24 protein-coding genes are annotated in these 25576 nt (G+C 57.5%); 7 read left to right on the top strand and 17 right to left on the bottom strand.

What is annotated here, in order from left to right; translation table 11 throughout:
- Position 1 precedes the first annotated feature (1 nt).
- From urtD to L362_RS15630, 6 genes are all read right to left on the bottom strand, one after another.
- Positions 2 to 799 (bottom strand): urea ABC transporter ATP-binding protein UrtD, encoded by a 798-nt coding sequence (gene urtD, locus L362_RS15605; RefSeq protein WP_023327458.1) that lies wholly within the window; start codon positions 797 to 799, stop codon positions 2 to 4.
- The gene (urtC, locus tag L362_RS15610; protein WP_023344132.1) at positions 799 to 1872 is read right to left on the bottom strand and encodes an urea ABC transporter permease subunit UrtC; all 1074 of its coding nucleotides are present in this window, start codon (positions 1870 to 1872) and stop codon (positions 799 to 801) included. The genes urtD and urtC overlap by 1 nt, the downstream gene beginning before the upstream one ends.
- Positions 1872 to 3446, bottom strand: a complete 1575-nt coding sequence (urtB, locus tag L362_RS15615) for an urea ABC transporter permease subunit UrtB (RefSeq protein WP_023344131.1) — start codon at positions 3444 to 3446, stop codon at positions 1872 to 1874. The genes urtC and urtB overlap by 1 nt, the downstream gene beginning before the upstream one ends.
- Before the next feature lie 24 nt (positions 3447 to 3470).
- Positions 3471 to 4742, bottom strand: a complete 1272-nt coding sequence (gene urtA, locus L362_RS15620; protein WP_023344130.1) for an urea ABC transporter substrate-binding protein — start codon at positions 4740 to 4742, stop codon at positions 3471 to 3473.
- Between the two features lie 201 nt (positions 4743 to 4943).
- Positions 4944 to 6047: a cobalamin-independent methionine synthase II family protein gene (locus L362_RS15625; RefSeq protein ID WP_023344129.1), complete on the bottom strand. Its 1104-nt coding sequence runs from the start codon at positions 6045 to 6047 to the stop codon at positions 4944 to 4946.
- 156 nt (positions 6048 to 6203) lie between these two features.
- Positions 6204 to 6617: a rhodanese-like domain-containing protein gene (locus L362_RS15630; protein WP_008502248.1), complete on the bottom strand. Its 414-nt coding sequence runs from the start codon at positions 6615 to 6617 to the stop codon at positions 6204 to 6206.
- A 73-nt stretch (positions 6618 to 6690) separates the two neighbouring features.
- Here L362_RS15630 and ftrA point away from each other — a divergent pair, with 73 nt between their 5' ends.
- The 3 genes from ftrA to L362_RS15645 all read left to right on the top strand — a co-directional run bounded on the left by ftrA (position 6691) and on the right by L362_RS15645 (position 8829).
- Positions 6691 to 7698, top strand: coding sequence for a transcriptional regulator FtrA (gene ftrA / locus L362_RS15635; protein ID WP_023344128.1), 1008 nt, complete (start codon positions 6691 to 6693; stop codon positions 7696 to 7698).
- Between the two features lie 40 nt (positions 7699 to 7738).
- The gene (locus L362_RS15640) at positions 7739 to 8275 is read left to right on the top strand and encodes a dihydrofolate reductase family protein (protein ID WP_023344127.1); all 537 of its coding nucleotides are present in this window, start codon (positions 7739 to 7741) and stop codon (positions 8273 to 8275) included.
- Between the two features lie 323 nt (positions 8276 to 8598).
- Entirely contained in the window at positions 8599 to 8829 is a 231-nt protein-coding gene (locus L362_RS15645) for a DUF2554 family protein (protein ID WP_008502251.1), read from the top strand.
- Here the strand turns inward: L362_RS15645 and L362_RS15650 are convergent, their stop codons facing one another.
- Together L362_RS15650 and L362_RS15655 are read right to left on the bottom strand one after the other, a co-directional pair.
- Positions 8830 to 10794, bottom strand: a complete 1965-nt coding sequence (locus L362_RS15650) for a peptidase U32 family protein (RefSeq protein WP_023344125.1) — start codon at positions 10792 to 10794, stop codon at positions 8830 to 8832. It abuts the gene before it with no gap.
- Positions 10795 to 10874: 80 nt separating this feature from the next.
- Complete coding sequence (locus tag L362_RS15655; RefSeq protein ID WP_023344124.1) at positions 10875 to 11402, bottom strand: helix-turn-helix domain-containing protein; 528 nt, start codon at positions 11400 to 11402, stop codon at positions 10875 to 10877.
- 89 nt (positions 11403 to 11491) lie between these two features.
- Between L362_RS15655 and L362_RS15660 the strand changes: the two genes are divergently transcribed.
- Positions 11492 to 12658: a benzoate/H(+) symporter BenE family transporter gene (locus tag L362_RS15660; RefSeq protein ID WP_023344123.1), complete on the top strand. Its 1167-nt coding sequence runs from the start codon at positions 11492 to 11494 to the stop codon at positions 12656 to 12658.
- Here L362_RS15660 and L362_RS15665 read toward each other — a convergent pair.
- Positions 12638 to 13510 (bottom strand): helix-turn-helix transcriptional regulator, encoded by an 873-nt coding sequence (locus L362_RS15665; protein WP_023292442.1) that lies wholly within the window; start codon positions 13508 to 13510, stop codon positions 12638 to 12640. The genes L362_RS15660 and L362_RS15665 overlap by 21 nt on opposite strands.
- A 173-nt stretch (positions 13511 to 13683) precedes the next feature.
- On the opposite strand from L362_RS15665, the gene L362_RS15670 reads away from it, so the two are divergent.
- Positions 13684 to 14580, top strand: a complete 897-nt coding sequence (locus L362_RS15670) for a DMT family transporter (RefSeq protein ID WP_008502257.1) — start codon at positions 13684 to 13686, stop codon at positions 14578 to 14580.
- 34 nt (positions 14581 to 14614) lie between these two features.
- On the opposite strand, the gene L362_RS15675 is transcribed toward L362_RS15670, so the two are convergent.
- Complete coding sequence (locus tag L362_RS15675) at positions 14615 to 15289, bottom strand: DUF3313 domain-containing protein (RefSeq protein WP_008502258.1); 675 nt, start codon at positions 15287 to 15289, stop codon at positions 14615 to 14617.
- A gap of 135 nt (positions 15290 to 15424) precedes the next feature.
- The gene (locus tag L362_RS15680; protein WP_023344122.1) at positions 15425 to 17020 is read right to left on the bottom strand and encodes an ABC transporter substrate-binding protein; all 1596 of its coding nucleotides are present in this window, start codon (positions 17018 to 17020) and stop codon (positions 15425 to 15427) included.
- Between the two features lie 111 nt (positions 17021 to 17131).
- On the opposite strand from L362_RS15680, the gene pepT reads away from it, so the two are divergent.
- Positions 17132 to 18361: a peptidase T gene (gene pepT, locus L362_RS15685; RefSeq protein ID WP_023344121.1), complete on the top strand. Its 1230-nt coding sequence runs from the start codon at positions 17132 to 17134 to the stop codon at positions 18359 to 18361.
- On the opposite strand, the gene tehB is transcribed toward pepT, so the two are convergent.
- Positions 18358 to 18951: a tellurite resistance methyltransferase TehB gene (gene tehB / locus L362_RS15690; RefSeq protein ID WP_023344120.1), complete on the bottom strand. Its 594-nt coding sequence runs from the start codon at positions 18949 to 18951 to the stop codon at positions 18358 to 18360. The genes pepT and tehB overlap by 4 nt on opposite strands.
- A complete protein-coding gene (tehA, locus tag L362_RS15695) occupies positions 18951 to 19952 on the bottom strand; it encodes a dicarboxylate transporter/tellurite-resistance protein TehA (protein ID WP_008502262.1) in 1002 nt (333 codons plus the stop codon). Before tehA ends, tehB begins: the two co-directional genes overlap by 1 nt.
- Positions 19953 to 20074: 122 nt before the next feature.
- Here tehA and ydcK point away from each other — a divergent pair, with 122 nt between their 5' ends.
- On the top strand, positions 20075 to 21055 hold the full coding sequence (gene ydcK, locus L362_RS15700; protein ID WP_023344118.1) for a YdcK family protein: 981 nt from the start codon (positions 20075 to 20077) through the stop codon (positions 21053 to 21055).
- Here ydcK and rimL read toward each other — a convergent pair.
- The 4 genes from rimL to L362_RS15720 form a co-directional block, all read right to left on the bottom strand.
- Positions 21050 to 21589, bottom strand: coding sequence for a 50S ribosomal protein L7/L12-serine acetyltransferase (rimL, locus tag L362_RS15705; RefSeq protein ID WP_023344117.1), 540 nt, complete (start codon positions 21587 to 21589; stop codon positions 21050 to 21052). The genes ydcK and rimL overlap by 6 nt on opposite strands.
- Before the next feature lie 103 nt (positions 21590 to 21692).
- Positions 21693 to 23348 carry a glucan biosynthesis protein D gene (locus L362_RS15710; RefSeq protein ID WP_021242530.1) on the bottom strand — a complete coding sequence of 552 codons (1656 nt, stop codon included), beginning with the start codon at positions 23346 to 23348 and terminating at the stop codon, positions 21693 to 21695.
- A gap of 242 nt (positions 23349 to 23590) precedes the next feature.
- A complete protein-coding gene (locus L362_RS15715; protein WP_023344116.1) occupies positions 23591 to 24364 on the bottom strand; it encodes a transporter substrate-binding domain-containing protein in 774 nt (257 codons plus the stop codon).
- Between the two features lie 10 nt (positions 24365 to 24374).
- Positions 24375 to 25544, bottom strand: coding sequence for a pyridoxal phosphate-dependent aminotransferase (locus L362_RS15720; RefSeq protein ID WP_021242532.1), 1170 nt, complete (start codon positions 25542 to 25544; stop codon positions 24375 to 24377).
- Positions 25545 to 25576: the final 32 nt, after the last annotated feature.

Raw genomic sequence — 25576 nt, 5'->3', positions numbered from 1 at the left:
CTTAACGTCCCAGATAGACCTCAATCACCTGCTCGTTGGCCTGCACCTCACGCAGCGACCCTTCCGCCAACACCCGCCCCTGATGCAGCACCGTCACGTGGTCGGCAATCGTTTCTACAAAGCCCATATCGTGCTCCACCACCATCAGGGAGTGCTTGCCCGCCAGCGATTTGAACAGCTCTGCGGTGTATTCCGTTTCCGCGTCGGTCATTCCGGCGGCGGGTTCATCCAGCAGCAGCAGATGCGGGTCCTGCACCAGCAGCATGCCGATCTCCAGGAACTGTTTCTGTCCGTGGGAAAGCAGCCCGGCCCGTCGGTCGCGCTCCGCGCTAAGGCGCAGCAAAACCAGCATCTCGTCAATGCGGTCACGCTGCTCGCCGTTGAGTTTTGCCCGCAGGCTCGCCCAGACGGATTTATCCGTTTTCATGGCGATCTCCAGGTTTTCCCACACCGTCAGCGCCTCAAAGACCGTGGGCTTCTGGAATTTACGCCCGATGCCCTGGCGGGCGATGGCCGCAGGCTCCAGCGCGGTCAGGTCGATGGACTGATCGTAAATCGCCCTGCCGCTCTTTGGCCGCGTTTTGCCGGTGATGACGTCCATCAGCGTGGTTTTACCCGCACCGTTGGGGCCAATCACGCAGCGCAGCTCGCCCACGCCGATATTCAGCGAGAGATCGGTCAGGGCCTGAAAACCATCAAAATTGACGTTAATGGATTCAAGCTGAAGTACAGGGTCAGTCTGGTCCCGGTAGCGATCGCCGGGCAGCTGGCGGGTAAATAATCCTTCCGTTGGCTGCATTATTTCTCTCCCTTACGCAACAGACCGTAGACGCCGCCCGGCAAGAACAGCGTGACGGCGATAAAAATCAGCCCCAGAAACAGCTGCCAGTACTCCGGCATCGCGACGGTGAAGAAACTCTTCGCCCCGTTCACCAGCGCCGCGCCAATCACCGGCCCCACCAGCGTGCCGCGCCCGCCCAGCGCCACCCAGATGGCGGCCTCTATCGAGTTCGTCGGCGACATTTCACCGGGGTTAATAATGCCGACCTGTGGGACGTAAAGCGCCCCCGCCAGACCGCACAGCACGGCAGAAAGCGTCCACACCAGCAGCTTGAACCCGCGCGGATCGTAGCCGCAAAAGGTCAGGCGGTTTTCGGCGTCGCGCACGGCGGTCAGAATGCGGCCAAACTTGCTTTTCGCCAGCGCAAACCCGGTGCCCAGGGCCAGAAGCAGCAACAGCACGGTCGCCAGGAACAGCGCGATGCGGGTGGTCGTTTCCGTTACCGAAAACCCGAGCAGCGTGGTAAAACCGGTAAAGCCGTTATTGCCGCCAAACCCGGTTTCGTTGCGAAAGAACAGCAGCATCCCGGCATAGGTCAGCGCCTGGGTCATAATCGAGAAATAGACCCCTTTGATCTTCGAGCGGAAGGCAAACCAGCCAAACACCAGCGCCAGCAGGCCCGGCACCAGCACAATCAGCACCAGCGCCCAGGCAAAATGCTGGGTGCCCCACCAGAACCAGGGCAGCTCGCTCCAGGAGAGAAACGACATGAACGCGGGCAGACCGTCACCTGACGCCTGGCGCATCAGGTACATGCCCATCGCATAGCCGCCCAGGGCGAAGAAGAGGCCGTGCCCAAGGGACAGCATGCCGGCATAGCCCCACACCAGATCCAGCGCCACCGCCACGATGGCATAGCAGAGGATTTTGCCAATCAGCGTCAGCATCCAGGTCGACAACGCCAGCGGATGCGTCGCAGGCAGCAAGGCGAAAAACGGCAGTATCAGCAAACACACCACCAGCAGGCTGCCCGCTATCTGCGTGGTGCGTGGCGCTTTGCGCGCCAGCGTTAAGGTCAGCGGCTGGCTCATCAGTCAATCACCCTCCCTTTCAGCGCAAACAACCCCTGCGGGCGTTTCTGAATAAACAGCACGATCGCCACCAGAATCACGATCTTGCCCAGCACCGCCCCCATCTGGGGTTCGAGGATTTTATTAAAGATCCCCAGACCAAACGCCGCGGCCACGCTGCCTGCCAGCTGGCCTACGCCTCCGAGCACCACCACAAGGAAGGAGTCAATGATATAGCCCTGGCCCAGCTCAGGTCCGACGTTACCGAGCTGCGATAGCGCCACGCCGCCTAACCCCGCAATCCCGGAGCCAAGCCCGAACGCCAGCATATCGACGCGCCCTGTCGGTACCCCGCAGCAGGCGGCCATGCTGCGGTTTTGCGTCACCGCCCGCACGTTAAGCCCCAGACGGGTTTTATTCAGAATGAGCCAGGTAAAGAACAGCACCAGCAGCACGAAGCCCAGCACCACGATGCGGTTCCACGGCAGCGTCAGGTTGGCAAAAACCTGCACCCCGCCGGAGAGCCATGCCGGGTTCGCCACCTCCAGGTTCTGGGCGCCAAAGGTCATGCGCACCAGCTGGATAAGCATCAGGCTGATGCCCCACGTCGCCAGCAGCGTTTCCAGCGGACGACCGTACAGATGACGGATCACCGTGCGCTCCAGCACCATTCCAATGCCCGCCGTCAGGCAGAACGCGACCGGCAAGGCGATAACGGGATAGAGCGCCAGCCACTGGGGCGCAAGCCCGGCCATCGCCTGCTGCACCATCCAGGTCGCATATGCCCCCAGCATCAGCATCTCGCCGTGGGCCATATTAATCACGCCCAGCAGGCCGTAGGTGATAGCCAGCCCCAGCGCGGCCAGCAGCAGCACCGACCCAAGGGACAGCCCCATAAACGCCTGGCCCAGCAGGTCGCCCCACATCAGGCGGTGTTGGATCTGGCTAAGACTCTCTTCTGCGGCCGCGCGCACCGCGCTATCCGGCTCCGTCTGTGGCAGGGTAAACGGGGTAAGCCTGGACTGCATGTCCGGATCGTCTGACTGGCCTAACAATTCGACGGCCTTGCGACGCACTTCCGGCTGCGGGCTGGCCAGCTGGAGATTCGCGACCGCCAGCAGCAGCGCCTGACGCGCCACGGCGTCCGTCTCATCGTTCACACGCTTTTCCAGAAAAGCGAGCATCCCGGGCTGGGCATCGCGCTGCAGCTGACGCGCCGCCGCCCGCCTTTCGGTGACACTGTCACTCACCAGCTGATGCGTGGCGATAGCAGTTGCAGCCAGCACGCGCAGCCGGTTCGTCAGGCGCACGGCTTTGGTTGGGCCCTCTGCCGTCTGACTGTCCCCCAGCGGGATGACGTTGCCATCGCGTTGTGCAAAGGCGTGCTTTTGCGTATCGACGTAGAGATTTTCCTTTTGCAGCGCCTCAAGGAGCGGCAGTCTTGACGCATCCGGCGCGGCGGCCCACTGCGTCAACAAATCCGCCTGCTGGCTGCGGCTGGCGGCAACAAAACGATCGGCATCCGATGCCTGCACCATCCCTGGCAGCAGTCCGGAAAGCCATACAAGAGCGATGAACAGGCGCATGGCGTTCATGACGTTTCTCCCTGCGGTAATGGCTTAGTTGCTGGCGGTTTTCATCGGCTGGTCGGGTTTTTTATCATTCCCGGCGATGAACGGGCTCCACGGCTGGGCGCGTACCGGCTGTTCGGTCTGCCACACCACGTTAAACTGACCGTTGCCTTCGATTTCACCGATCATGACCGGCTTGTGCAGATGATGGTTGGTGGCATCCATGGTGAGCGTAAAGCCTGACGGCGCCTTAAAGGACTGACCGGCCATCGCCGCACGCACTTTGTCTACATCGGTAGTGCCCGCTTTTTCCACCGCCTGCGCCCACATGTGAATACCTACGTAGGTGGCTTCCATCGGATCGTTAGTTACGACGGTATCGGCGTTCGGCAGCTTGTGCGCCTTCGCATAGGCTTTGTAATCCGCTACAAACGCCTGGTTAGTCGGGTTATCCACGGACTCAAAGTAGTTCCAGGCTGCCAGGTTACCCACCAGCGGTTTGGTGTCGATCCCGCGCAGCTCTTCTTCACCCACGGAGAACGCCACCACCGGCACGTCCGTCGCCTTCAGCCCCTGGTTAGCCAGCTCTTTGTAGAACGGCACGTTAGAATCACCGTTGATGGTCGACACCACGGCAGTTTTGCCGCCCGCGGAGAATTTTTTAATGTTGGCGACGATGGTCTGGTAGTCGCTATGGCCAAACGGGGTATAAACCTCTTCGATGTCCTTATCCTCCACCCCTTTCGAATGCAGGAACGCGCGCAGGATCTTGTTGGTGGTGCGCGGATAGACGTAATCGGTTCCCAGCAGGAAGAAGCGTTTCGCCGCGCCGCCGTCTTCGCTCATCAGGTATTCCACCGCCGGGATGGCCTGCTGGTTCGGCGCCGCGCCGGTATAGAAGACGTTTGGCGACATTTCCTCGCCCTCATACTGCACCGGATAGAACAGCAGGCCGTTCAGCTCCTCGAAAACCGGCAGTACGGATTTGCGCGACACCGACGTCCAGCAGCCAAATACCACCGCCACTTTATCCTGGCTCAGCAGCTGACGCGCCTTCTCGGCAAACAGCGGCCAGTTTGAGGCCGGATCCACCACCACCGGCTCCAGTTTCTTGCCCAGCACGCCGCCTTTGGCGTTGATCTCATCGATGGTCATCAGCGCGACGTCTTTCAGCGGGGTTTCAGAGATGGCCATGGTGCCGGACAGCGAATGCATGATCCCCACCTTGATGGTATCGGCCGCCTGCGCGCCAAAACTCATCCCCATCGCCACGACGGACGCGGATAACGCAAAAGCTTTTAATAAGATACGACGCTGCATATTTTCACTCCTGAAAAAGAACGCTGTGCGAAAACGTCCGGTACGGCGTGGACGCGGAAAAAAAAGTGTCAGCGAAGCAGGAGCAAAAAGAGTGCCAGAATGGAGAAAGCGCTATTTCTGGGAGGGGAACGCCGGATGTAAAGAGAACGACTCAGAATGGTACAGCGCTGCACTTTTATAATGCAGCGTCGTATAACGGGGTTACCAGACTTCGCTGGCGATCTGCGTGACCAGCCGGACTTTGTCCCACTGCTGGGCTTCGCTCAGGCTGTTGCCCTCTTCGGTCGAGGCAAAGCCGCACTGCGGGCTGAGGCAAATCTGCTCTTTTGCCACGTATTTCGCCGCCTCTTCAAGACGGGCTTTAATTCCCTCCGGATTCTCCAGCTCGCCGTTTTTTGTAGTGATAAGACCCAACACCACCTGCTGTTTGCCCGGGCGAACAAAGCGCAGGGGCGCGAAATCCCCGCTGCGGTCGTTATCATATTCGAGGAAGAAGGCGTCAACGTTGACCGTTCCGAACAGCACGTCCGCTACCGGCTCGTAGCCGCCTTCGGAAATCCAGGTGGAACGGAAATTGCCGCGACAGACGTGCAGTCCGATGGTCAGATCGTCCGGCTTGCCCTCCAGCGCCTTGTTCAGCACGCGGGCATAGATGCGCGCCAGCTCATCGGCGTCGTCGCCGCGCTCGCGGATCTGACGGCGCTGGTCGTCCGAACAGAGATAGGCCCAGACGGTGTCATCCAGCTGCAGATAACGGCAGCCCGCGTCGTAGAAGGCCCGGATGGCATCACGCCACGTGGTCGCCAGGTCATCGAAATAGACGTCAAGGTCCGGATACACGGTCGCATCAATATCTTTGCGACCGCCGCGGAAGTGCAGCACGCTTGGGCTCGGAATGGTCATTTTTGGCTGGGCGTTACCGCTGATGCTTTTCAGATAGCGGAAATCGTCCAGCATCGGGTGCTCGCCAAAGCCCAGCTTGCCGGTGACGCGCACGCCGTGGGCTTTGGTTTGCACGCCGTTAAACTGGATGCCCTGCTGGGAATCGTAACGCTCAACGCCCTGAAGACCGTCGAAGAAGTCGAAGTGCCACCAGGCACGACGAAACTCACCGTCGGTCACCACATGCAGGCCGCACGCACACTGCTGCTCGACGACGTGGCGAATGGCCTCGTCCTCCACCGCGCGAAGCTGCCCGGCATCAATCTCACCGCTGGCAAATTTCAGGCGAGCCTGCTTGATGGCATCCGGGCGTAAAAAACTGCCGACTACGTCGGCACGGAACGGGGCGTGGTGTCGTTGCATGGAAATCTCCTCAGTCTGCCGGCAATAATTGCCCGCAGTGATAATTTATCATTTGAAGCTTTAGACTTCTGGATGTCTAAATGTCCAAAAACAATGTCATACCTCATCGGTGCCGGCAAACGAGAAAATTTCACGTATGTTGAAAAAAATTCATCTTCACAGCGCGGCGACGGACGCCTCGCTGGCAAACGCGTAGCGTTCATCTTCCCAGCCGGTGATCCCACCGAGCATGATTTTGACCGGCAGCCCGAGACGCGCCAGCTTCAGCGCGGCTCTGTCCGCGCCGTTACAGTGCGGCCCTGCGCAGTAGACGACAAACAGCGTCCCTTCAGGCCATTGGGCCATGCGCTCAGCGGTCATCTGGCTCCACGGCATATGCAGAGCGCCCGGCACATGGCGACGGGCAAACTGCTCCGGGCTCCCCACCACGTGCAGCAAAACAAAGTCCTGCTCATTATGCGTGATGGCATGATGCACATCGGCGCAGTCGGTTTCGACGCTCAGGCGACGCAGAAAATGGGTAACGGCTTCCTGCGGTTCGGCAGCCGGAAATTCAGTAACATAGCTCATGATCCTTCCTCATCTTTGGCGTTTGTGTTAACACTACTCTATCCACAAATTCAGCTCATGAATGCGCTCGCTTATGCCAGAAAACAGCAAAAAGATGACAACGTTAAGACAGATTGCCCGCCCGAAGGTGGTGGTGCTGGCGTATGACGGTCTGTGTACCTTTGAGTTTGGGGTGGCGGTGGAAATCTTCGGCCTGCCGCGGCCCGAGCTGGGCGACGACTGGTATCGTTTTGCCGTGGCAAGCGTTGATAACGGTGAGCTTCGGGCGACAGGCGGGATCCGCATCATTACCGATGGCGATCTCTCCCTGCTTGCGTCTGCCGATCTGATCGTGGTGCCGGGCTGGCGGGGGGTGGACTCGCCGGTTCCGGACGCGCTCTGCAACGCATTACGTCAGGCCAGCGCGCGGGGCTGTCAGCTACTCTCCATCTGCTCGGGTGTATTTGTGCTGGCCGCCTCCGGTCTGCTCAACGGACGCAAAGCCACGACGCACTGGCGCTACATTGAGACGCTTAAAGCCCGCTACCCTGACATCGACGTGGTCGAGGATGTGCTCTACCAGGACGAAGGCGAGATCCTGACTTCCGCAGGCAGCGCGGCGGGGATCGATCTCTGTCTGCACGTCGTGCGTCGGGATTTCGGGATGGAAACCGCCAACAGCGTGGCGAGGCGGCTTGTCATTCCCCCTCACCGGGATGGATCTCAGCCGCAACAGCTGAGCCGCCCGGTGGCGCAGCTGCGGGAAAGCCAGCGCCTGGGCAAGCTGTTTGATTTTCTGCACACGCATCTTACCGAGCCGCACAGCGTCGACTCGCTGGCGCGCCGTGTCGGTATGAGTCAGCGCACGTTTCTGCGTCGCTTCGAAGCGGCAACGGGAACGACGCCTGCCCGCTGGTTACTCAATGAGCGCCTGCTGCGGGCGAAAGATTATCTGGAAAGCAGTCGTTTAAGCATCGACAGCATCGCGGAACAGACCGGGTTTGGTCAGGCATCGACGCTGCGTCATCATTTTCGCCAGCAGTTCGCGATTTCCCCGGCCCAGTACCGTAAACAATTTTCTCATGCCGGTACTGCCCGCTGAGGCGTCAGTCTTTTGGTTTCGCTGGAATACGGAGAACCTGATGGTCACCACACACGTTTTTATCGCAACCAGTCTTGATGGCTACATCGCCCGACACAATGATGATATCGACTGGCTGCTGCAGCGCGATGACCCGAATGAGGATCATGGCTACACGGCTTTCATCGCGGACAAAGACTGGATCGTGATGGGCCGTGGGAGCTATGAGAAGGTGCGGACCTTTGAGACATGGCCTTATGACCGGCCCGTACTGGTGCTCTCCCGTCAGCTGGTCGACACGCCCGTACCCGACGCGCTGAGGGGCAAAGTACAGTTTTCCGGCCGCACGCCAAAGGAGGTGCTCGACGATCTGGCGAGGCAGAACGCCCGTCGCGTCTATCTCGATGGTGGGCAAGTCATACAGTCGTTCCTGCGAGAAGGACTGGTGGCCGATATGGTGATCACAACCGTTCCTGTCCTGCTCGGTTCGGGAAAATCGCTGTTTGGCGCCCTTCCCGGGGATATCGATTTGACGCTGGTCTCCAGCCGCAGCTTTCCTTCGGGTCTGGTGCAGTCGCACTATCGGGTGACGCCATAACCCCACGGCCAACACCGCTACGTTATGCGCAAAAAAAACCGCCAAAAAATGGCGGTAAATGCTTGCATGGATAGATTTGTATTTTGGTCTCTACGTCCCGACACTCCATGGCCGGGCTGCGGATCCCATACAACCTAACACTCGTTATCTTAACGAAGGTTAAACAGCCTTTTTAACCCGCACTGGTAATGTTCTCTGATGAGATGCAGCGCGCCCGAAATCATACTCTTTGACATTCCCTTTGCGCTAATTTGAACTTTTGAATAATAACAATAATAAATAATCGGCATCATTAAGCCGCAATGTTATTCGGCGGTGACTTCATGGTTAAAAAAGGTTTATCTCTCGTGATGCTTATCTGTGCCCTCTTTTCAGGCCAGCTTATGGCCGGGCACAAAGGACATGAATATCTGTGGGTAAAGAATGTGGATCATCAGCTGCGTCATGAAGCCGATAGCGATGAATTGCGAAGCGCGGCGGAGGAGTCGGCGGAGGGTTTGCGCGAACACCACCTGTGGCAGAAATCGCGCAAACCGGACACGCACGTTCGGTAGTTAGCTGCCCTTGCGTTTTGGCAGGGTTTTCATCAGATCGTCCGGGCTGACGGACGCCACAACACTGCCGGGCTGCGGCATTTTGAAGATGTGGTTTTTCATCTTGCCAATCACATGCATTTCGCAGGGACGGCAGTCAAATTTGAGGGTCAGCACTTCGTCACCGTTTACGAGCTGCATAGGCGTGGCCTTCCAGCTCTTGATGTTGCCTTTCGCCTGCTTAGGACACAGGTTAAACGCGAAACGAAGGCAATGTTTGGTGATCATCACCGGAACATCGCCCTTCTCTTCATGCGCCTCATAAGCCGCGTCGATCAGCCGCACGCCGTGGCGATGATAGAATTCACGCGCTTTATGGTTGTAGACGTTGGCGAGGAAGGATAAATGCGTATCCGGGTAGACGGGCGCAGGAACGGTTTCTGCTTTACGGCTAGCGCGCGGGTAGTTCGCCAGGCGCGCGTCATCCAGCATCTCGGCGGTTTCACGGCGGAACTGGTTGAGCAAACTGTTCGGCACAAACAGGGCATCCGGCAGATTGACCTCAACGTTGCGGGCGTAGTAAATCGTCTGCCCCAGCTTTGTGACGCCATCCTTCAGGCTGTTGAGCGCTTTCTCTGCGTTGTTTGCCACCTCGAACAGGCCATCAAGCGTATGCGTTACGCTGATGCCGTCTTCACAGGTCATGGTCAGAATCAGCTGCTCTTCCCAGCCGCCCAGTTCAATATCCACCGCGATACGACGTTCGCTGGAGGTTTTCAGCAGCGCCTGCTGCCAGTTATGATCGAGGTTACGGTTAAGCGCCGCGTTCGGCCGTGCCTTGTAGAGATCGGCCGGCATTTCATTCGGCCATACGCGGTAGCGGTTCTCACCGGTTTTCTCGACCGTGTTGGCGCGGAAGCCGACGACCTCACGCTTAATCATCACGTTAAGACCATCGCCGTTCGCCAGCGGCTCCGTCACCGCAACATCAAGGTGATCTTTCGCCACTTTCAGCACTTCCCCCACCGGCAAACCGATAAACTTCGGTGAGTCAAACGCACCGATATCCCCTTTACGGGCATTCACGAAATAGTCCGTGCTGCCGCGGTGGAACGTTTTGTCCGTCGACGGAATAAAGAAATGCTCGGTACGACCGGCCGACGCGCGCGCCAGGTCACCGCGATCTTCGATGATGGCGTCCAGCATCTGGCGATAGTGCGCGGTGATATTCTTCACGTAGCTCATATCTTTATAGCGCCCTTCAATCTTGAAGGAACGCACGCCCGCGTCGATCAGCGCGCCCAGGTTGGCGGTCTGGTCGTTATCCTTCATCGAGAGCAGGTGTTTTTCAAATGCCACCACGCGGCCCTGATCGTCTTTCAGGGTATACGGCAGACGGCAGGCCTGAGAGCAGTCGCCGCGGTTGGCGCTGCGGCCCGTCTGCGCGTGGGAAATGTTGCACTGGCCGGAATAGGCCACGCACAGCGCGCCGTGGATGAAGAATTCAATCGTCGCGTCTGTCGCCTGGTGAATATCGCGGATTTGATTCAGGTTCAGCTCGCGCGCCAGAACGATCTGCGAAAAGCCGACGTCGGAGAGGAACTTCGCCTTCTCTACCGTGCGGATATCACACTGGGTACTGGCGTGCAGTTCAATGGGCGGAATATCCAGCTCCAGCACGCCCATATCCTGAACGATCAGGGCATCCACCCCGGCCTGATAGAGATCGGTAATCAGACGTTGCGCAGGCTCCAGCTCATCATCATGAAGAATGGTGTTCAGGGTGACGAACACCTTCGCCCCGAAACGGTGGGCGAACGGCACCAGCTCAGCAATATCGCTCAGGCTGTTGCTGGCGTTATGGCGGGCACCGAAGCCCGGGCCGCCAATGTAGACGGCGTCTGCGCCATGAAGGATCGCTTCACGGGCAATGGCGGCGTCACGGGCCGGGCTTAAAAGTTCAAGATGATGGGATTGCAGGCGCATACTTCGTCGTTATCCGTTATGGTCAAAATGGCGGCTATTGTAGTCAGAAGTCTGCGTCAGCGAAACAGTTTTGCGTAGCCTCAGCGGGGAAAATGAATGAGGGAGTGAAAATGCACCGTCCGGTCGCTGCTGTTGCGGTAGGCGTGCGGTTTATCGCCGGCAAAACGGACGCCGGAATCGGCAGAAATCGTCTGCCATTTGCCCTCGAGCTTCATCTCCAGCTCGCCGCTGACCACCACCACATGTTCAATCACCCCCGCCTCATGCGGCGTGGATTCACTCAGGGCGCCGGGGGCCAGGGTAATGGAGAAATAATCAAACCGGAGCGCCTCGTCCCACGGAAAGAGCGGCTTGACGACCATCGCCTGCTGCTGCGGGTCAAACACCGCCTGCCGGTCCGCTTCCGGCGTGATGAAGGCGGAAAACGGCACGTTCAGTCCCGTGGCAATTTTCCACAGCGTCGACACCGTGGGGCTGGATTCATTTCGCTCGATTTGCCCGAGCATGGCCTTTGATACGCCGGTTTCGTCCGCCAGCTTCGACAGGCTCCAGCCCCGTGCCTGGCGTAATGTTTTCAGTGTTGCTGCAAGGTGTTGTGTGATGTCCATATTTCCTCCTGACGACGAGCATACCACTTGTACGCTATAACGCACAGTGTTACCTTACCCCGGACGTTATAACGCACAACGGAGTTTTCATGCGCCCTTCCTCTCATCTTGTTCCGGTCGTACTGGCTGGATTTGTCGCCGTTCTCGTGGGCTACGCCAGCTCGGCCGCCATCATCTGGCAGGCCGCCGCCGCGGCTGGCGCCAGCGCGCAGCAGATCGCAGGCTGGATGACCGCGCTGGGGATTGGGATGGGCGTCAGCACGCTGGTGCTTTCATGGTGGTACAAAGCGCCCGTGCTGACCGCCTGGTCAACGCCCGGCGCGGCGCTGCTCGCCACCAGCCTGCACGGCGTCACGCTGGCGGAAACCATCGGCGTGTTCATCTTTGCCAACGCGCTTATTTTGCTCTGCGGCATCACCGGGCTTTTCGCCCGTCTGATGACGCTGATCCCCCATTCGCTTGCTGCCGCCATGCTGGCCGGGGTACTGCTGCAGTTTGGCCTGCACGCGTTTGCGCATCTTGAGGGGCACTTTCTGCTGTGCGGCAGCATGATTGCGGCATGGCTGATCGCAAAAGCGTTGTCGCCGCGCTATGCCATCGTGGTCACGCTGCTGGTGGGCGGTATCGTGGCCTGGGCCGGTGGTGACGTTGTCACGGATAAGCTCACCCTTTCTCTGGTGATGCCCGACTTTATTGCGCCTGACTTCACCTTCACCAGCCTGGTGAGTATTGGCTTGCCCTTCTTCCTCGTGACCATGGCCTCGCAAAATGCACCGGGTTTCGCCACCATGAAAGCCTCCGGCTACCCGCTGGCGGCCTCACCGCTCATCATCGTGACGGGTGGACTGGCGCTGCTGTTTTCTCCGTTTGGCGTCTTTTCTATCTGCATTGCGGCCATTACTGCCGCCATTTGTCAAAGCCCGGATGCACATCCGGACGCGGAAAAACGCTGGCTGGCAGCCATCGCAGCCGGCGGGTTTTATCTGCTGGCGGGAATTTTCGGTGGCTCCATTACCGGGCTGATGGCCGCCCTGCCGCTCAGCTGGATCCAGACGCTCGCCGGTCTGGCGCTGCTGGGCACCATCAGCGGGAGTTTATATCAGGCGCTGAGTCACGAAGCGGAGCGCGACGCGGCTATCGTCACATTTCTGATGACCGCAAGCGGCGTGACAATCCTGGGCATCGGTTCGGCATTCTGGGGGCTGGTGCTGGGCGGGGTATGTTACGCCCTGTTTTCACGCGCTCGCCGCGCGTAGCTGCGACGGCGTCATGCCCGTCGCGCTGCGAAAGCGGTTGCTGAAGTGGCTGGCGGAGTTAAACCCGCAGGCCAGCGCAATGTCCGTCAGTGGCATGGAGGTATGCTGCACCAGCTCTTTCGCTTTGACCATACGCCTGTGCATCACGTACTGATGCGGTGCCAGCCCCGTCGACTGGCGGAACATGCGGGCAAAATGGTATTCGCTGAGGGCAGCCTGCGCCGCCAGCTCGGCCAGCGTCAGGGGCTGCCCCAGGTTCTCTTCGATAAAGGCCAGAACGTTGCGCAGAACAAACGGCGATAACCCGCCGGTGACGACCGGCAGCTTCCACTGCACGTTTGAGTAGTTTTGCAGCAGATGGGTCAGCAGCAGCGTGGAGGCCGTGCTCAGGGTAAGCTGGTTGGCGTGCTGCTGCCAGTCACAGCCCAGTAAAAACTGGCGATACAGCGTGGTGATCTTCGGGTCGCTGCCAAAAATACGCTCGTCCAGGGTCAGCGAAAGCGGTCGCTTGTCCCAGATTTTTTCTCCCACGTCGCGCAGGTGTTCATCGGTGCAGTAGAGATGCACAAACGACAGGTCATCGCGGATATCCCACGTCGATTCGCTCTCTTTGGGCATCAGGCAGAATCGGTCCGGCCCCCCGCCGTTCTTCCAGCCTCCTGGCGTTTTTTGATAGCTTTCGTAGCCGTCCGCCACGTACAGGCTGAGGGTATGATGATTGCTCTTTACGGTGATCGTGTCGTGCTTGTTGTACCACGCGGCCAGCTGGATACCCGAATTCAGCGAGACGGTTTCCCGCAGGACTGCATTCTGTTGGCAAAGCGTTTCAAAGGTATCGTAAGCGTGAGACATAACCGTTAGCGCGTGAAGAATCGGAATATCAGTCTAAGAAGAGTTGTTGCCCGTTGCCAGTCCCTCCAGAAGAAAAAAGCGCAAGATTTTGCAAGTCTGCCGCAAGCGGGTGAAAGCCCGTTACGCATCTCAGCGTCATACTGCGGGCTTACGCGGTTTAAGAAGAGGCAACTATGAACGCATTATTATACGGACTCGTGGTCATTATCTGGGGAACCACCTGGATTGCGATTTTCCTGCAGCAGGGCCCCGTCGCGGCGCCGGTGTCGATTTTCTGGCGCTTCGCCGTCGCCAGCCTCACCATGATGGTGGTGTTACTCGCCCTGCGTCGCCTGCGCACGCTGGCGCTGCGGGATCATCTTTTTTGCCTGCTTCAGGGATGCTGTGTTTTCTGCTTTAACTTCTGGTGTTTTTACACGGCAGCGGCACATATCAATACCGGGCTGGAGTCGGTGATCTTCTCCATGGCGGTACTCTATAACGCCATTAACAGCTTTATTTTCTTCGGCCAGCGCCCGCCCGCGCGTTTCTGGACGGCGGCGGCGCTGGGGCTGGTCGGGATTGTCACCCTCTTCTGGGACGATCTGCTGGCCAGCGGCTGGAGCGCGTCACTCCTGACGGGCATTGGCCTTTCCGCACTCGGCACGTATGGGTTCTCGCTGGGTAATATGATCAGCATGCGCCATCAGCGCAGAGGCCTTGAAACCATGACCACCAACGCCTGGGCGATGCTCTATGGCACGCTGGTGATGGGCTGCATTGCGCTGTTCAGAGGCGATAGCTTTGTGCCGGAATGGACGGTGAGCTATCTCGGCGCGCTGGTGTATCTGGCCCTGTTTGGCTCGGTGATTGCCTTTGGCGCCTACTTCACGCTGGTGGGACGTATTGGCCCGGGCAAAGCGGCCTACAGCACGCTGCTCTTTCCGTTGGTGGCGCTCTCCATCTCCACGGTGTATGAAGGCTACGTCTGGCATGTCAACGGTATCGTGGGATTAGTGCTGATTCTGGGAGGAAATATGGTGATGTTTACCAAACCGGAAACCTGGTTCAGACGCTTACGAATGGCATAAATAAAACGGCCTGCATTACGCAGGCCGTTTTATTTTATTTCGCGGTCTTTTTCACATCAAACATGGTTGCGTCCGTCGCCATGTCATCAACAACCTGCTTCAGCGTCGCAAAGGTCATTGGTGTGTTTTCGTTATTCAGCTCTTTACCTTCGCCTTTACGTACCACCTTCATAACCGGTTTGTTGGTGGCCGCATCGATCAGCTCGCCTTCAAAGAAGAGATGCGTATCCATGGTGCGGTGTCCGGTTGCCATCTGCGTCCCGGCAACCACCAGCGCAACAGGCACCACTTCATAGAACTGCAGCCCCTCTTTCTGCGAACTCACCCCGGTAATCGCGCCACGGAAAATCAGGCTGTGTTTACCCGGCGTGGTGACAACTGGCTTACGCGTACCAATCGCCGTTTTCATTTTGTTATTGGTGTAATTCAACAACTCATCAAGCGTTTTTTGCCCAATTTGCGTGGTGGGTTTTGGCGTTGGATAATAGGTAATTGGCGTCCAGAGAATGCTGTCGTAATTGGCTTCGTTATACGAAGGATCGACCCAACGCAGCGTTGGTTTTCCCGTCGCCGAGGTCGTTTGCTGCAAGCCTGAATAATCTTTTAAAAAGCCGGAGTATTGTTCCGGAGCGGCGACTTTTGAAGAACAGCCCGCCAACGCCAACAGACCAGTAAGCACTGCAACTTTAAAAAAAGTTTGAGTACGCATGATAGTTTTCCATGTTATCTGCAAGTATGCATTTGAAGTTATAGCAAAAGTCTGGCGGGTTTGTTGTGACAAAAAATGATGCCGGGAGCACAAATTGCAAAAAGATTGCCCGGACGCATGCCGGGCAGTGAAAAATTACTGATTTATATCCACTTGCCAGAACAGATGTTTGCCAAACGGGTCGATTTCATAGCCCTTCACCTCCTTGCGCACCGGTTCGAAAATCGTTGAATGCGCAATCATCACCGCAGGCATCTGGTCATGCATCATCTGCTGAGCCTGTTTATACAGCGCCACCCGTTTATCATGATCGGTTATCGATTTGGCTTCAGCAACGATCTTATCAAACGGCTTATAGCACCATTTCGCCGAATTTGAGCCACCGTTCGCCGAGGTGCAGGTAAACAGCGGACCAAAGAAGTTGTCAGGATCGCCCGTTGCGGTCGTCCAGCCCATCAGCGCAGCCTGATGTTCCCCGCCCTTCACACGCTTAAGGTATTCGCCCCACTCGTAGGTAACGATTTTGGTCTGTACGTCAATTTTCGCCCAGTCCGCCTGAATCATCTCCGCCATGCGTTTCGCATTCGGGTTATAGGGACGCTGGACCGGCATCGCCCATAAATCGATGCTGACGCCGCTGGCAAAGCCGGCCTCTTTCAGCAGCGCTTTGGCTTTTTCAGGATCGTAGTCGTAATCCTTAAGCTCGCTGTCGGCGCTCCAGACGCCCGGCGGCAGCAGGTTCTTCGCCGCCGTTCCGGTACCGTGGAACACCGCGTCAATAATGGCCGGTTTGTTGATGGCCATCGCCAGCGCCTGACGGACTTTTACGTTATTCAGCGGCGGCTTCTGCGTGTTGAACGCCAGGAAGCCGGTATTCAGTCCGGCTTTGCTCATCAGGTTGATATCTTTATTGGCCTTCATGCGCGGCAGGTCCGCCGGGTTCGGGAACGGCATCACCTGACATTCGTTCTTCTCAATTTTGGCAAAACGCACGGAGGCATCCGGGGTGATGCTAAACACCAGCCTGTCCAGCTTCGATTTCCCCTGCCAGTAGTCGGCAAACGCCGTGAACAGGATCCGGGAATCCTTCTGATACTGCGCCAGCTTAAACGGCCCGGTGCCAATGGGCTCCATATCCACCTTCTCCGGCGTGCCCGCTTTCAGCATCGCGTCGGCATACTCCGCCGAAAGGATTGAGGCAAAATACCAGGCCAGATCGGCGACAAACGGCGCTTCCGGGTGCGCCAGGGTAAAGCGCACGGTGTGGTCATCGACTTTATCAATGGCGGTTATCAGGCTGCCGAACTCCAGGCTTTCGAAGTTGGAGTAGCTGCCGTTAGAGACGTTGTGGTAGGGATGATTCACGTCTTTCTGGCGCATAAACGAGAAAATCACGTCGTCGGCGTTAAAGTCGCGGGTTGGCGTGAAGGATTTATTGCTCTGGAACTTCACGCCCTGACGCAGATGGAAGGTGTAAACCTTGCCGTCGTCGCTCACCTCCCAGCGCTCCGCCAGGCTCGGCACCAGCTCCGTGGTGCCGGGTTTGAAATCGACCAGACGGTTATAGACCGGCACGGCGCTGGCGTCGACGCTGGTTCCCGAGGTGTAAAGCTGAGGGTTAAAGTTTTCCGGCGATCCTTCGGAGCAATACACCAGCGTTTTCGCGGCGACGGCGGAACTGACCGTGAGCGCCGCAAGCGCCAGCGCAATAGTTGTGAGTTTGCTTGTCATCATTTATTCCTGTCTTTTTAATTCGACGGCTAATTAATTCTTTTGCCATTTCATAAATAACATTAAAGTGAAGTGGCAAACACCCGAAAAATAAATAAGGAACAAATCACTATGGGCTCGCCGCTTTCCAGACAATTAACGCACCGTTTTTTCCGCTATCTCGCGATCACCAGCCAGAGCGATCCCAGAGTCAAAACTCTGCCCTCAACGCCGGGCCAGCACGACATGGCGCGCGAGCTGGCGCAGGAGCTGGCACAGCTGGGGTTAGACGATATTGTGATTGATGAATTTGCCACGGTAACGGCGGTAAAAAAAGGCAACGTGCCCGGTGCGCCGCGCATCGGCTTTATTACCCATATTGATACCGTCGACGTGGGACTTTCACCGGATATTCATCCACAAATATTAACGTTTACCGGTGAAGATCTCTGTCTGAATAAAGAGAAAGACATCTGGCTGCGGGTAGAGGAGCACCCTGAAATTCTGGCTTATCCGAACGAGGAGATTATTTTCAGCGACGGAACCAGCGTATTGGGCGCCGATAATAAATCGGCCGTCACGGTGGTCATGACGGTGCTGGAAAACCTGACGGCGGAACATCAGCATGGGGATATCGTCGTGGCGTTTGTGCCTGACGAAGAGATCGGCCTGAACGGTGCAAAAGCGCTCGATCTTAAGCGCTTTGACGTCGACTTCGCCTGGACCATCGACTGCTGCGAGCTGGGGGAAATTGTCTACGAAAACTTTAATGCGGCAGCCGCTGAAATCCGCTTTACCGGCGTGACGGCGCACCCGATGTCCGCGAAAGGCGTGCTGGTGAATCCCCTGCTGATGGCGACTGACTACATCAGCCATTTTGACCGCCAGCAAACGCCCGAGTGCACCGAGGGACGTGAAGGCTATATCTGGTTTAACGGCATTCAGGCCGGACAGAACGAGGCCGTTCTTAAGGCCAATATCCGCGACTTTGACAAGGAGCGCTTTGTCGCGCGCAAGCAGCAGATTGCCGACGTGGCCGCGCTGATTGCCGCCCAATATCCGACGGCCAAAGTGGACTATCGCATTGAAGATACCTACAGCAATATCAGCAATGCGATTGGCGAAGACCGGCGTGCCATCGATCTGATGTTCGAGGCGATGGAATCGCTCGGCATCACGCCGAAACCGACGCCGATGCGCGGCGGCACCGACGGCGCGGCGCTCTCGGCTAAAGGGCTACTCACCCCGAACTTCTTCACCGGGGCGCATAACTTCCACTCGAAGTTTGAATTCCTGCCGCTGTCGTCGTTTGAGGCGTCTTATAAGACTGCCCTGCAGATCTGCCTGCTCGCCGCCCGTTAAGCGGGCTTGCGTGCCAGCATCGTGGCAAAGCGCAGCTTGATGCGGTTGCCGTTTTCATCAGTGCGGTGCAGTTCGCCAACGTCCTCGTTGTATTTGAGCAACTCCCAGCCTTCGTAGTAGTTGCTCAGCTCACCGCTCCTGAACGCAAACGGGAAGCCGACCGTGCAGGGGTAGTCTGCCGTATCCATGGCGGCAACAATCAGATTGTAACCGCCCGGCGTCGTGCGGCGCTGCATATTGGCGATAAGGCCCGGGATGGTTTTTGCCTCCAGGAACATCATCACCACGGTAGAGAGAATAAAATCGTACTGGCCGTCAAAGCTCAGGTTGTTCAGATCCTTAATCGCGGTATGCAGATTAGCGATCCCTTCTTCCGCCTTGATGCGCTCGATATTGTCGATGCTCATCGGGTTCTTGTCCCACGCGGTGACATCGTAGCCGTTGGCTGCAAGATAAAGGCTGTTACGGCCGTTGCCGCAGCCCAGATCCAGCGTTTTACCGGGTTTCACGATCTCCGCGCTGTACAGCACTTCTGAATGGGTACGCGTTAAGCCATATTTCTCAGTGAAGTAATTCTCATCGACGGTCATTATTGTTCCTCGGATTGCATAAGCTGCGCTTTATCAGCACGAACCAGAAGTTTGCCCTGAAGCAGCAGAATCAATGTACGCACCAACAGCCACCCAATAATCGCGTTGGTGAAGATAAACAGCGGCACGGCAATGGCGTGAAAAAAGCCCGTCGGACTGCTTTGTCCCAGATGCAGACCCGTGGTTGCCAGGGCCGATACGCCAAAGGAAAAACTCCAGAATGAGGCATTGAACGGCTGGGACAAATACCATGGCATCAGGCGGAGCATAAATAGCAGCTGCAGCAGACCATAGCCGAACAGCATTTTCGCAAACGTATCCGCCTGACCGCCATTTACGCTGAACCAGGCGCTACATGCCACCAGCGCGGGCGCCAGTTGAATACCCAATGAAGTACGCAGTGCGGAGGGCAGTTCTCCTGCACTACGAAGACGCTGAAGAATAACCGGTTCCAGGCTGAGCCAGGAAAAGACGCCTGCGCCAAGGAAGACTAACCCTGCATCGTTGAAGCCCAGGGCACCGCATGCCATCGCGCTGATAAAATTATTCGCCACCGTAGGCAGATATAATCCAGGCGTGGTCGCCTCTTGCGGATGTTTCCCGCGCCATAACCCGGCGCTTTGCCAGGCGGAGTATGCAAGCTGCACCACCACGCCAATGCCAAACAATGCCAGTGACACCGCGCGAAACCAGGGGACAAAACCGATGGCGACCAGCATCGTGGTGGCCGGGAAAAGGCTGACAAAACTGCTCATCACCGGGTGTCGCATCTCTGCCAGCACGCTGCGGGGAAAACGGATCGCTCGCGTCACAAACGCGACCGTTAAAAGAAACCAGCATATCACCGCAAGGGCTACGAGGCCCTCACCCGGCCAACGCGTCACTGGCCAGAGGGTGCTGGCGTAACGCCAGGCGAAACCCATCCCGATGATGCCAAGCACCATGCCAAAATACCCTGCGGGCAAGTTAAGTACCTGTTGGGGTTTGTTAAATTTATTCATTAATTTTAATTTTTAAAATGTATTTTAAATGCCATTTTAAGCGGTTTCTGCAGCGGATGCCAGCAAAACGAAAAGCCGAAAATTTGCTACGTTTAGTTGAGATGTTTACCAGAGATCAAACGATGAAAAAGTACCGGCTCAGCGATGAAACCCGCCTCTGGCAATGGAAAAACGGCGAAACCACCCACGCCGCTACGCTGCGGCAGATCATCGCCACGGCGGACTTTAACGACGTGACGGTCGGCACGAGAGGCGGCTGGATTGACGATGAGCGCGCCCTCGCGCAGGACGGCTACTGCTGGATCTACGATGAAAACAGCGTGGTGTTCGCCGGGGCAACCGTATCCGGCAACGCGCGTCTTACCCTTCCATGCATCATTAGCCATGACGCGCATATCAACGACAGCTGCTGGGTGGACGGCGCGGAGGTCAGCCACGGGGCGCGAATAAGTGACAACGTCACTATTCAGCAATCCTGCGTACGGGGCGAGTGCCATATCTACGGCGACGCGCGCGTGCTGCATCACAGCGTGGTCATTGCCGCCAAAGGGCTGACGCCGGATCATGAACAGATCCTCCAAATCTACGATAAGGCGACGGTGAGCCAGTCGCGCATTGTGCACCAGGCGCAAATCTACGGCGAGGCGATGGTTAATTTTGCCTTCGTTGAACACCGGGCCGAAGTCTTCGACAACGCGATCCTGGAGGGTAACGAACTCAACAACGTCTGGGTGTGCGACTGCGCGAAAGTCTACGGCAACGCCCGCGTGATAGCAGGTTTCGACGACGATGCCATCCCGACGGTGCGCTACAGCTCGCAGATTGCGGAGAATGCCGTGGTTGAAGGCAACTGCGTCATCAAGCATCACGTCCTGATTGGCGGTCAGGCATGGCTGCGCGGCGGGCCGATCATGCTGGATGATAAAGTGGTGATCCAGGGGCGCGCGCGAATCAGCGGGGATGTGCTTATCGAGCATCGGGTTGAAATCACCGACGATGCGGTCATAGAAGCGTTTGCTGGCGAGAGCATTCATCTGCGCGGCGAAAAAGTGATAAACGGCGACCAGCGCATCACCCGCACGCCGCTGCTGGGTGCGTTATAGGGTATAAATCCTGCCGTAGATATTCACGTCGTCAAAGCGGCCATTCAGGTATTCCGCTTCCCGCAGGCACCCTTCCAGCGTAAAACCGTTGCGCACGGCAACGCTGTTGCTGTGCTGATTCGCCACCCGACACTTGATCACAAAACGGCGGATCTCACCGCGTTCAGCGTAGTAGCGCATAAATGCCTGCAGTGACTGAGAGAGAATGCCCTGCCCCTGGTGGGCTTCATCCAGCCAGTAGCCGATGTAGCCGGCTTTGTTGGTCGGTTCAATGGTGTTGAACGACAGGACGCCAACTAACGCATCATCCTTGAAAATCAAAAACATTTTGGCGTAGCCGCGCTGATGCAGCATCTGGTTGCTCTGCACGTTGCGGCGGGTGTCCTCTTCGCTGATCGCGTGCTGCGCCCAGTCAAAGGCGGTTTGCAGAAAGACTCTGTTTTTAACAACGAGATTGTGCAGGTCGGCGGTGTAGCGCTCTTCGACGGCGCGAAGTTCGATATCCTGGGTGACGGGGATGATTTCTGAAGACATGGTGCCTCTCAATTGCCGGGTGGCGCTAGCGCTTACCCGGCCTACGTTTCGAAACTGTAGGCCGGGTAAGGCGAAGCCGCCACCCGGCACAATCCCACAAGGGTTAACGCATTACCCTGTCGTCAACGTACTGACGTTTATCCGGCGCCGGTGGGAAATACTGGTACAGCCAGGTTTCACTGATGGCGTCGCCCTGACAGCGCAGGAACAGGCGCATATCCACCGGCTCCGTCGAATCCGACGTCGGGTACCAGTCAAACAGAATGCGATAGCCGTCAAACGGCTCAACGTAGAGGATCTCTACCTGCTTCGCTTCACCGCTGGAGAGCGTAATCACCGGCTCGATGCCTTTTGGCGCAGCGGCCTTCAGGTCGCCACCCACGAAGTCAATCGCAAAGCGACGGGCCCACACTTTCGGGTAGTTTTCCCCTGGAGCCCAGCCTTCCGGGAAGCCGCCCATGCCGGTGCGGGTCGCATAAACGTTCGCCAGCGGGGAGCGCACCGGCGGCATCGCGCTCCAGTAGAGACGATATTTGAAGTCCAGCTCGTCGCCTGCTTTGACGGCTTTTTCCGGCTGCCAGAAGCAGACCACGTTATCCAGCGTTTCGCCGGTGGTCGGGATCTCCATCAGGCCAACCGCGCCTTTACCCCAGTCGTTGCGCGGTTCCACCCACAGGCTTGGGCGCTTGTTGTACCACCCCATCACGTCCTGATAGTGCGAGAAATCGCGATCGAGCTGCAGCAGCCCGAACCCTTTCGGGTTTTTATCCATATAGGCATTGAACTGCAGCTTCTGCGGGTTGTTCAGCGGACGACAAATCCACTCCCCGTTGCCGCGCCACATCGCCAGGCGGTCGGAGTCGTGAATTTGCGGGTGAATGGTGTCGCACATGCGGCGTTCGTTATTGCCGCAGCTGAACATGCTGGTCATCGGCGCAATGCCGAGCTGCTTGATGTCCTTACGCGCATAGAGGTGGTTTTCCACCTCCATGATCACCTGGCTCTTCTCGCAGTGGATCACGAACTTATAGGCGCCGGTGATGCTCGGGCTATCCAGCAGCGTATAGACGGTAAAGGTGGTGTCGCCGGGCTTGACGGTTTCAAACCAGAAGGCGGTAAAGTCCGGGAACTCTTCCGGCGTGTCGGTAAAGGTGTCTACCGCCAGACCGCGGGCGGAAAGGCCGTACTGGTAGGTGTCGTCCACCGCGCGGAAATAGCTGGCCCCCAGGAAAGAGACGATATCGCGACGCGCCAGCTCCGGCGCCTTAAACGCGCGGAAGCCCGCAAAGCCGAGATCGCTTTGCCCTTCCAGCTGTTTGGTATCCACGCCCGTTTCACCGTAGCTGAACAGCTCAGGACGGAAGTGGATCTCGCGCGCCATAGAGGTCGACTGGTCCAGCGAGAACATCCGCACGCGGCGGCGGAACCCCATTCCCATGTGGAAGAACTGCACGTCCAGCTGACGCCCTTCAATGTTGTTCCACAGAGACTGCTTTTCGTCGTAGCGAATGGCGTTGTACGCCTGCGGCGTCATGGTTGCCAGCGTCTCCGGCAGCGGACGCGGCGCGCCACCCCACGGGGTTTTCGCCAGGTCATGCGCCATGGATTGCAGTACGGAGAAGTCAAAACGACGGCTCTGGCCGTCAGCAATGTCAGAGTCGGCAGCGTATGCCGCTTTGGAAAACAGGGAAGCAAGGCCGGATGTGCCGCTCAGGGCTGCCACTGCCAGCGAGCCTTTTAGAAAACGTCTGCGATTCATGCCTGGAAAAACGTCCTTATGGTCGTGTGAATGTGTTCCGCGCTCGGCGAAATGACGGCAAGAAAGAACGCACAGCCTAAACAAAAATGGTTAAGAATCCAATTGTTGGCCGGTGATTATATGAACAAAGTGAGAAATATTTTCTGTCGACCAGAACGGCCCGAAAGTGGTGTAAAGAAAGCCTGGAAAATGTGTATAAAAATGCCCCGTCAGGACATCAGCTGACGGGGCCAATGAGGCGGTTATTTTACGCTGACATCGATACCCGGGAAGTACTTATCAGCGAGTTTGGCGATCGTGCCGTCGGCACGTACCTTATCAATTGCGGCATCAAGCTGCTTTTTGGTGGACTCATCACCTTTGCGCAACCCAAAACCGATCCCGCTGCCGAGGATGGTGTCGTCAGACACCGGCTTGCCGATGAAGCCAAACCCTTTTCCCTGCGGCTTGCTGAGGAAACCTGCCTGCCCGGCCGCGGACATGACCAGCGAGGCGTCGATACGGCCATTCAGCAGATCGCCCCAGGCCATATTCTGATCTTTATACGACACCACGGTGACACCCTGCTTTTCCCAGTGCTCTTTGGCATAGGTTTCCTGAATGGAGCCCTGCAGCACGCCGATGGTTTTCCCCTTCAGCCCTTCAGGCGTCGCCTCGACCGCCGTCCCGGCCTTGCCGACCAGCTGCGACGGAATACGGTAGATCGGCTGGGTAAAATCAATGCTCTTGCGGCGCTGCTCGGTGATATTCATCGCCGAGTTGATGGCGTCGAATTTCTTCGCCACCAGCCCCGGGATCAGCGCATCAAACGAGGTTTCCACCCAGCTGCACTTCAGCGCTGCCGCTTTGCAGATGGCATTCCCCAGCTCAACGTCAAATCCTTCTAGTTCGCCTGCCGCATTGCGGCTTTCAAACGGCGGATATTCGGCTTCCAGACCGTAACGCAGCTCGGACGCTGCGAAGGAGGAAAAGGTACACAGCAATCCCATGCCGACAACTAGCGCGCGTAATTTCATTTCAAACTCCTTAGCGTGGTTTAACCCGACACAGGGCCTGGGCACCTGCCCGTAACGTCGCCTCATCTTTCGCAAAAGAGAGACGAATCAATTTATTATCCGTACCGTCCGCATAAAACGCCGACAGCGGAATGGTGGCAACACCGTACTCAACGATCAGCCGTTTCACCAGCTCGCTGTCGCGCTCGTCGCTGAACTGGCTGTAGTCCGCCAGCATGAAGAACGAGCCGGCGCTTGGCAGCAGCGTAAACGGCGAATCGGCCAGCAGACTCTGCAGCAGATCGCGCTTGCGCTGGTAAAACGCCGACAGCGACAGCCAGGTTTGCGGGTCGACCATATGTTCAGCAAACGCGTGCTGCATTGGCGTATCGGCAGAGAACATTAAAAATTGATGGACTTTACAAATCTCGTCCATCAGTACCGCCGGTGCAACACAGTAACCCACGCGCCAGCCGGTGACGTGATACGTTTTTCCGAAAGAAGAAATAATCACGCTACGCTCCGCCAGCTGCGGGTGCGTAGCCATCCCGTGGTGCGGCTCACCGTCAAACACCACGTGTTCGTACACTTCGTCAGACAAAATAATGATGTCAGTATTGCGGGTCAGCGCCGCCAGCTGCTGCAGATCGTCGGCGGAGAAGACCTGACCGCTCGGGTTGTGTGGCGTATTGATGATGATCATGCGCGTGCGCGGGGTGATCGCGGCGCGAACCTCGTCCCAGTTCACGGCAAAATCCGGCACGGTGAGCCTGATGGCAACCGGCGTTGCCCCCTGCAGGCGGACAATCGGCGCGTAGCTGTCAAAGGAGGGCTCAAAGTAGATCACCTCATCACCCGGGTGCACCAGCCCGCTGATTGCCGAGTAGAGCCCTTCGCTGGCGCTGGCGGTCACCAGCACCTCGCGGCCCGGGTCATACTGCGTGCCGTAAAGCGTGGCAATTTTGTCGGCAATGCGCTCTTTGAGCGTCTGCAGGCCGGTCATCGACGCGTACTGGTTATGCCCTGCCTCCATCGCGCGGGTGACGCCCGCAACAAGCTTCGGGTCGCAGGAAAAATTCGGTGCGCCCTGAGAAAGGTTTATCGCGTTATGCTGCGCCGAGAGCTGGCCGATAACGGTAAAGATCGTGGTGCCCACATCGGGCAGTTTGGAGCGCGTTTGCACAGGCGTTTGTAAAGTCATCCTCTTTCCCTTCTCATGGACATTGCATAACT

The sequence above is a fragment of the Enterobacter sp. MGH 16 genome, from assembly GCF_000493175.1.
Lineage (GTDB): Bacteria > Pseudomonadota > Gammaproteobacteria > Enterobacterales > Enterobacteriaceae > Enterobacter > Enterobacter roggenkampii.
The sequence above is the reverse complement of the archived record's forward strand: the minus strand, read 5'-3'. Positions and strand labels throughout refer to the sequence as shown.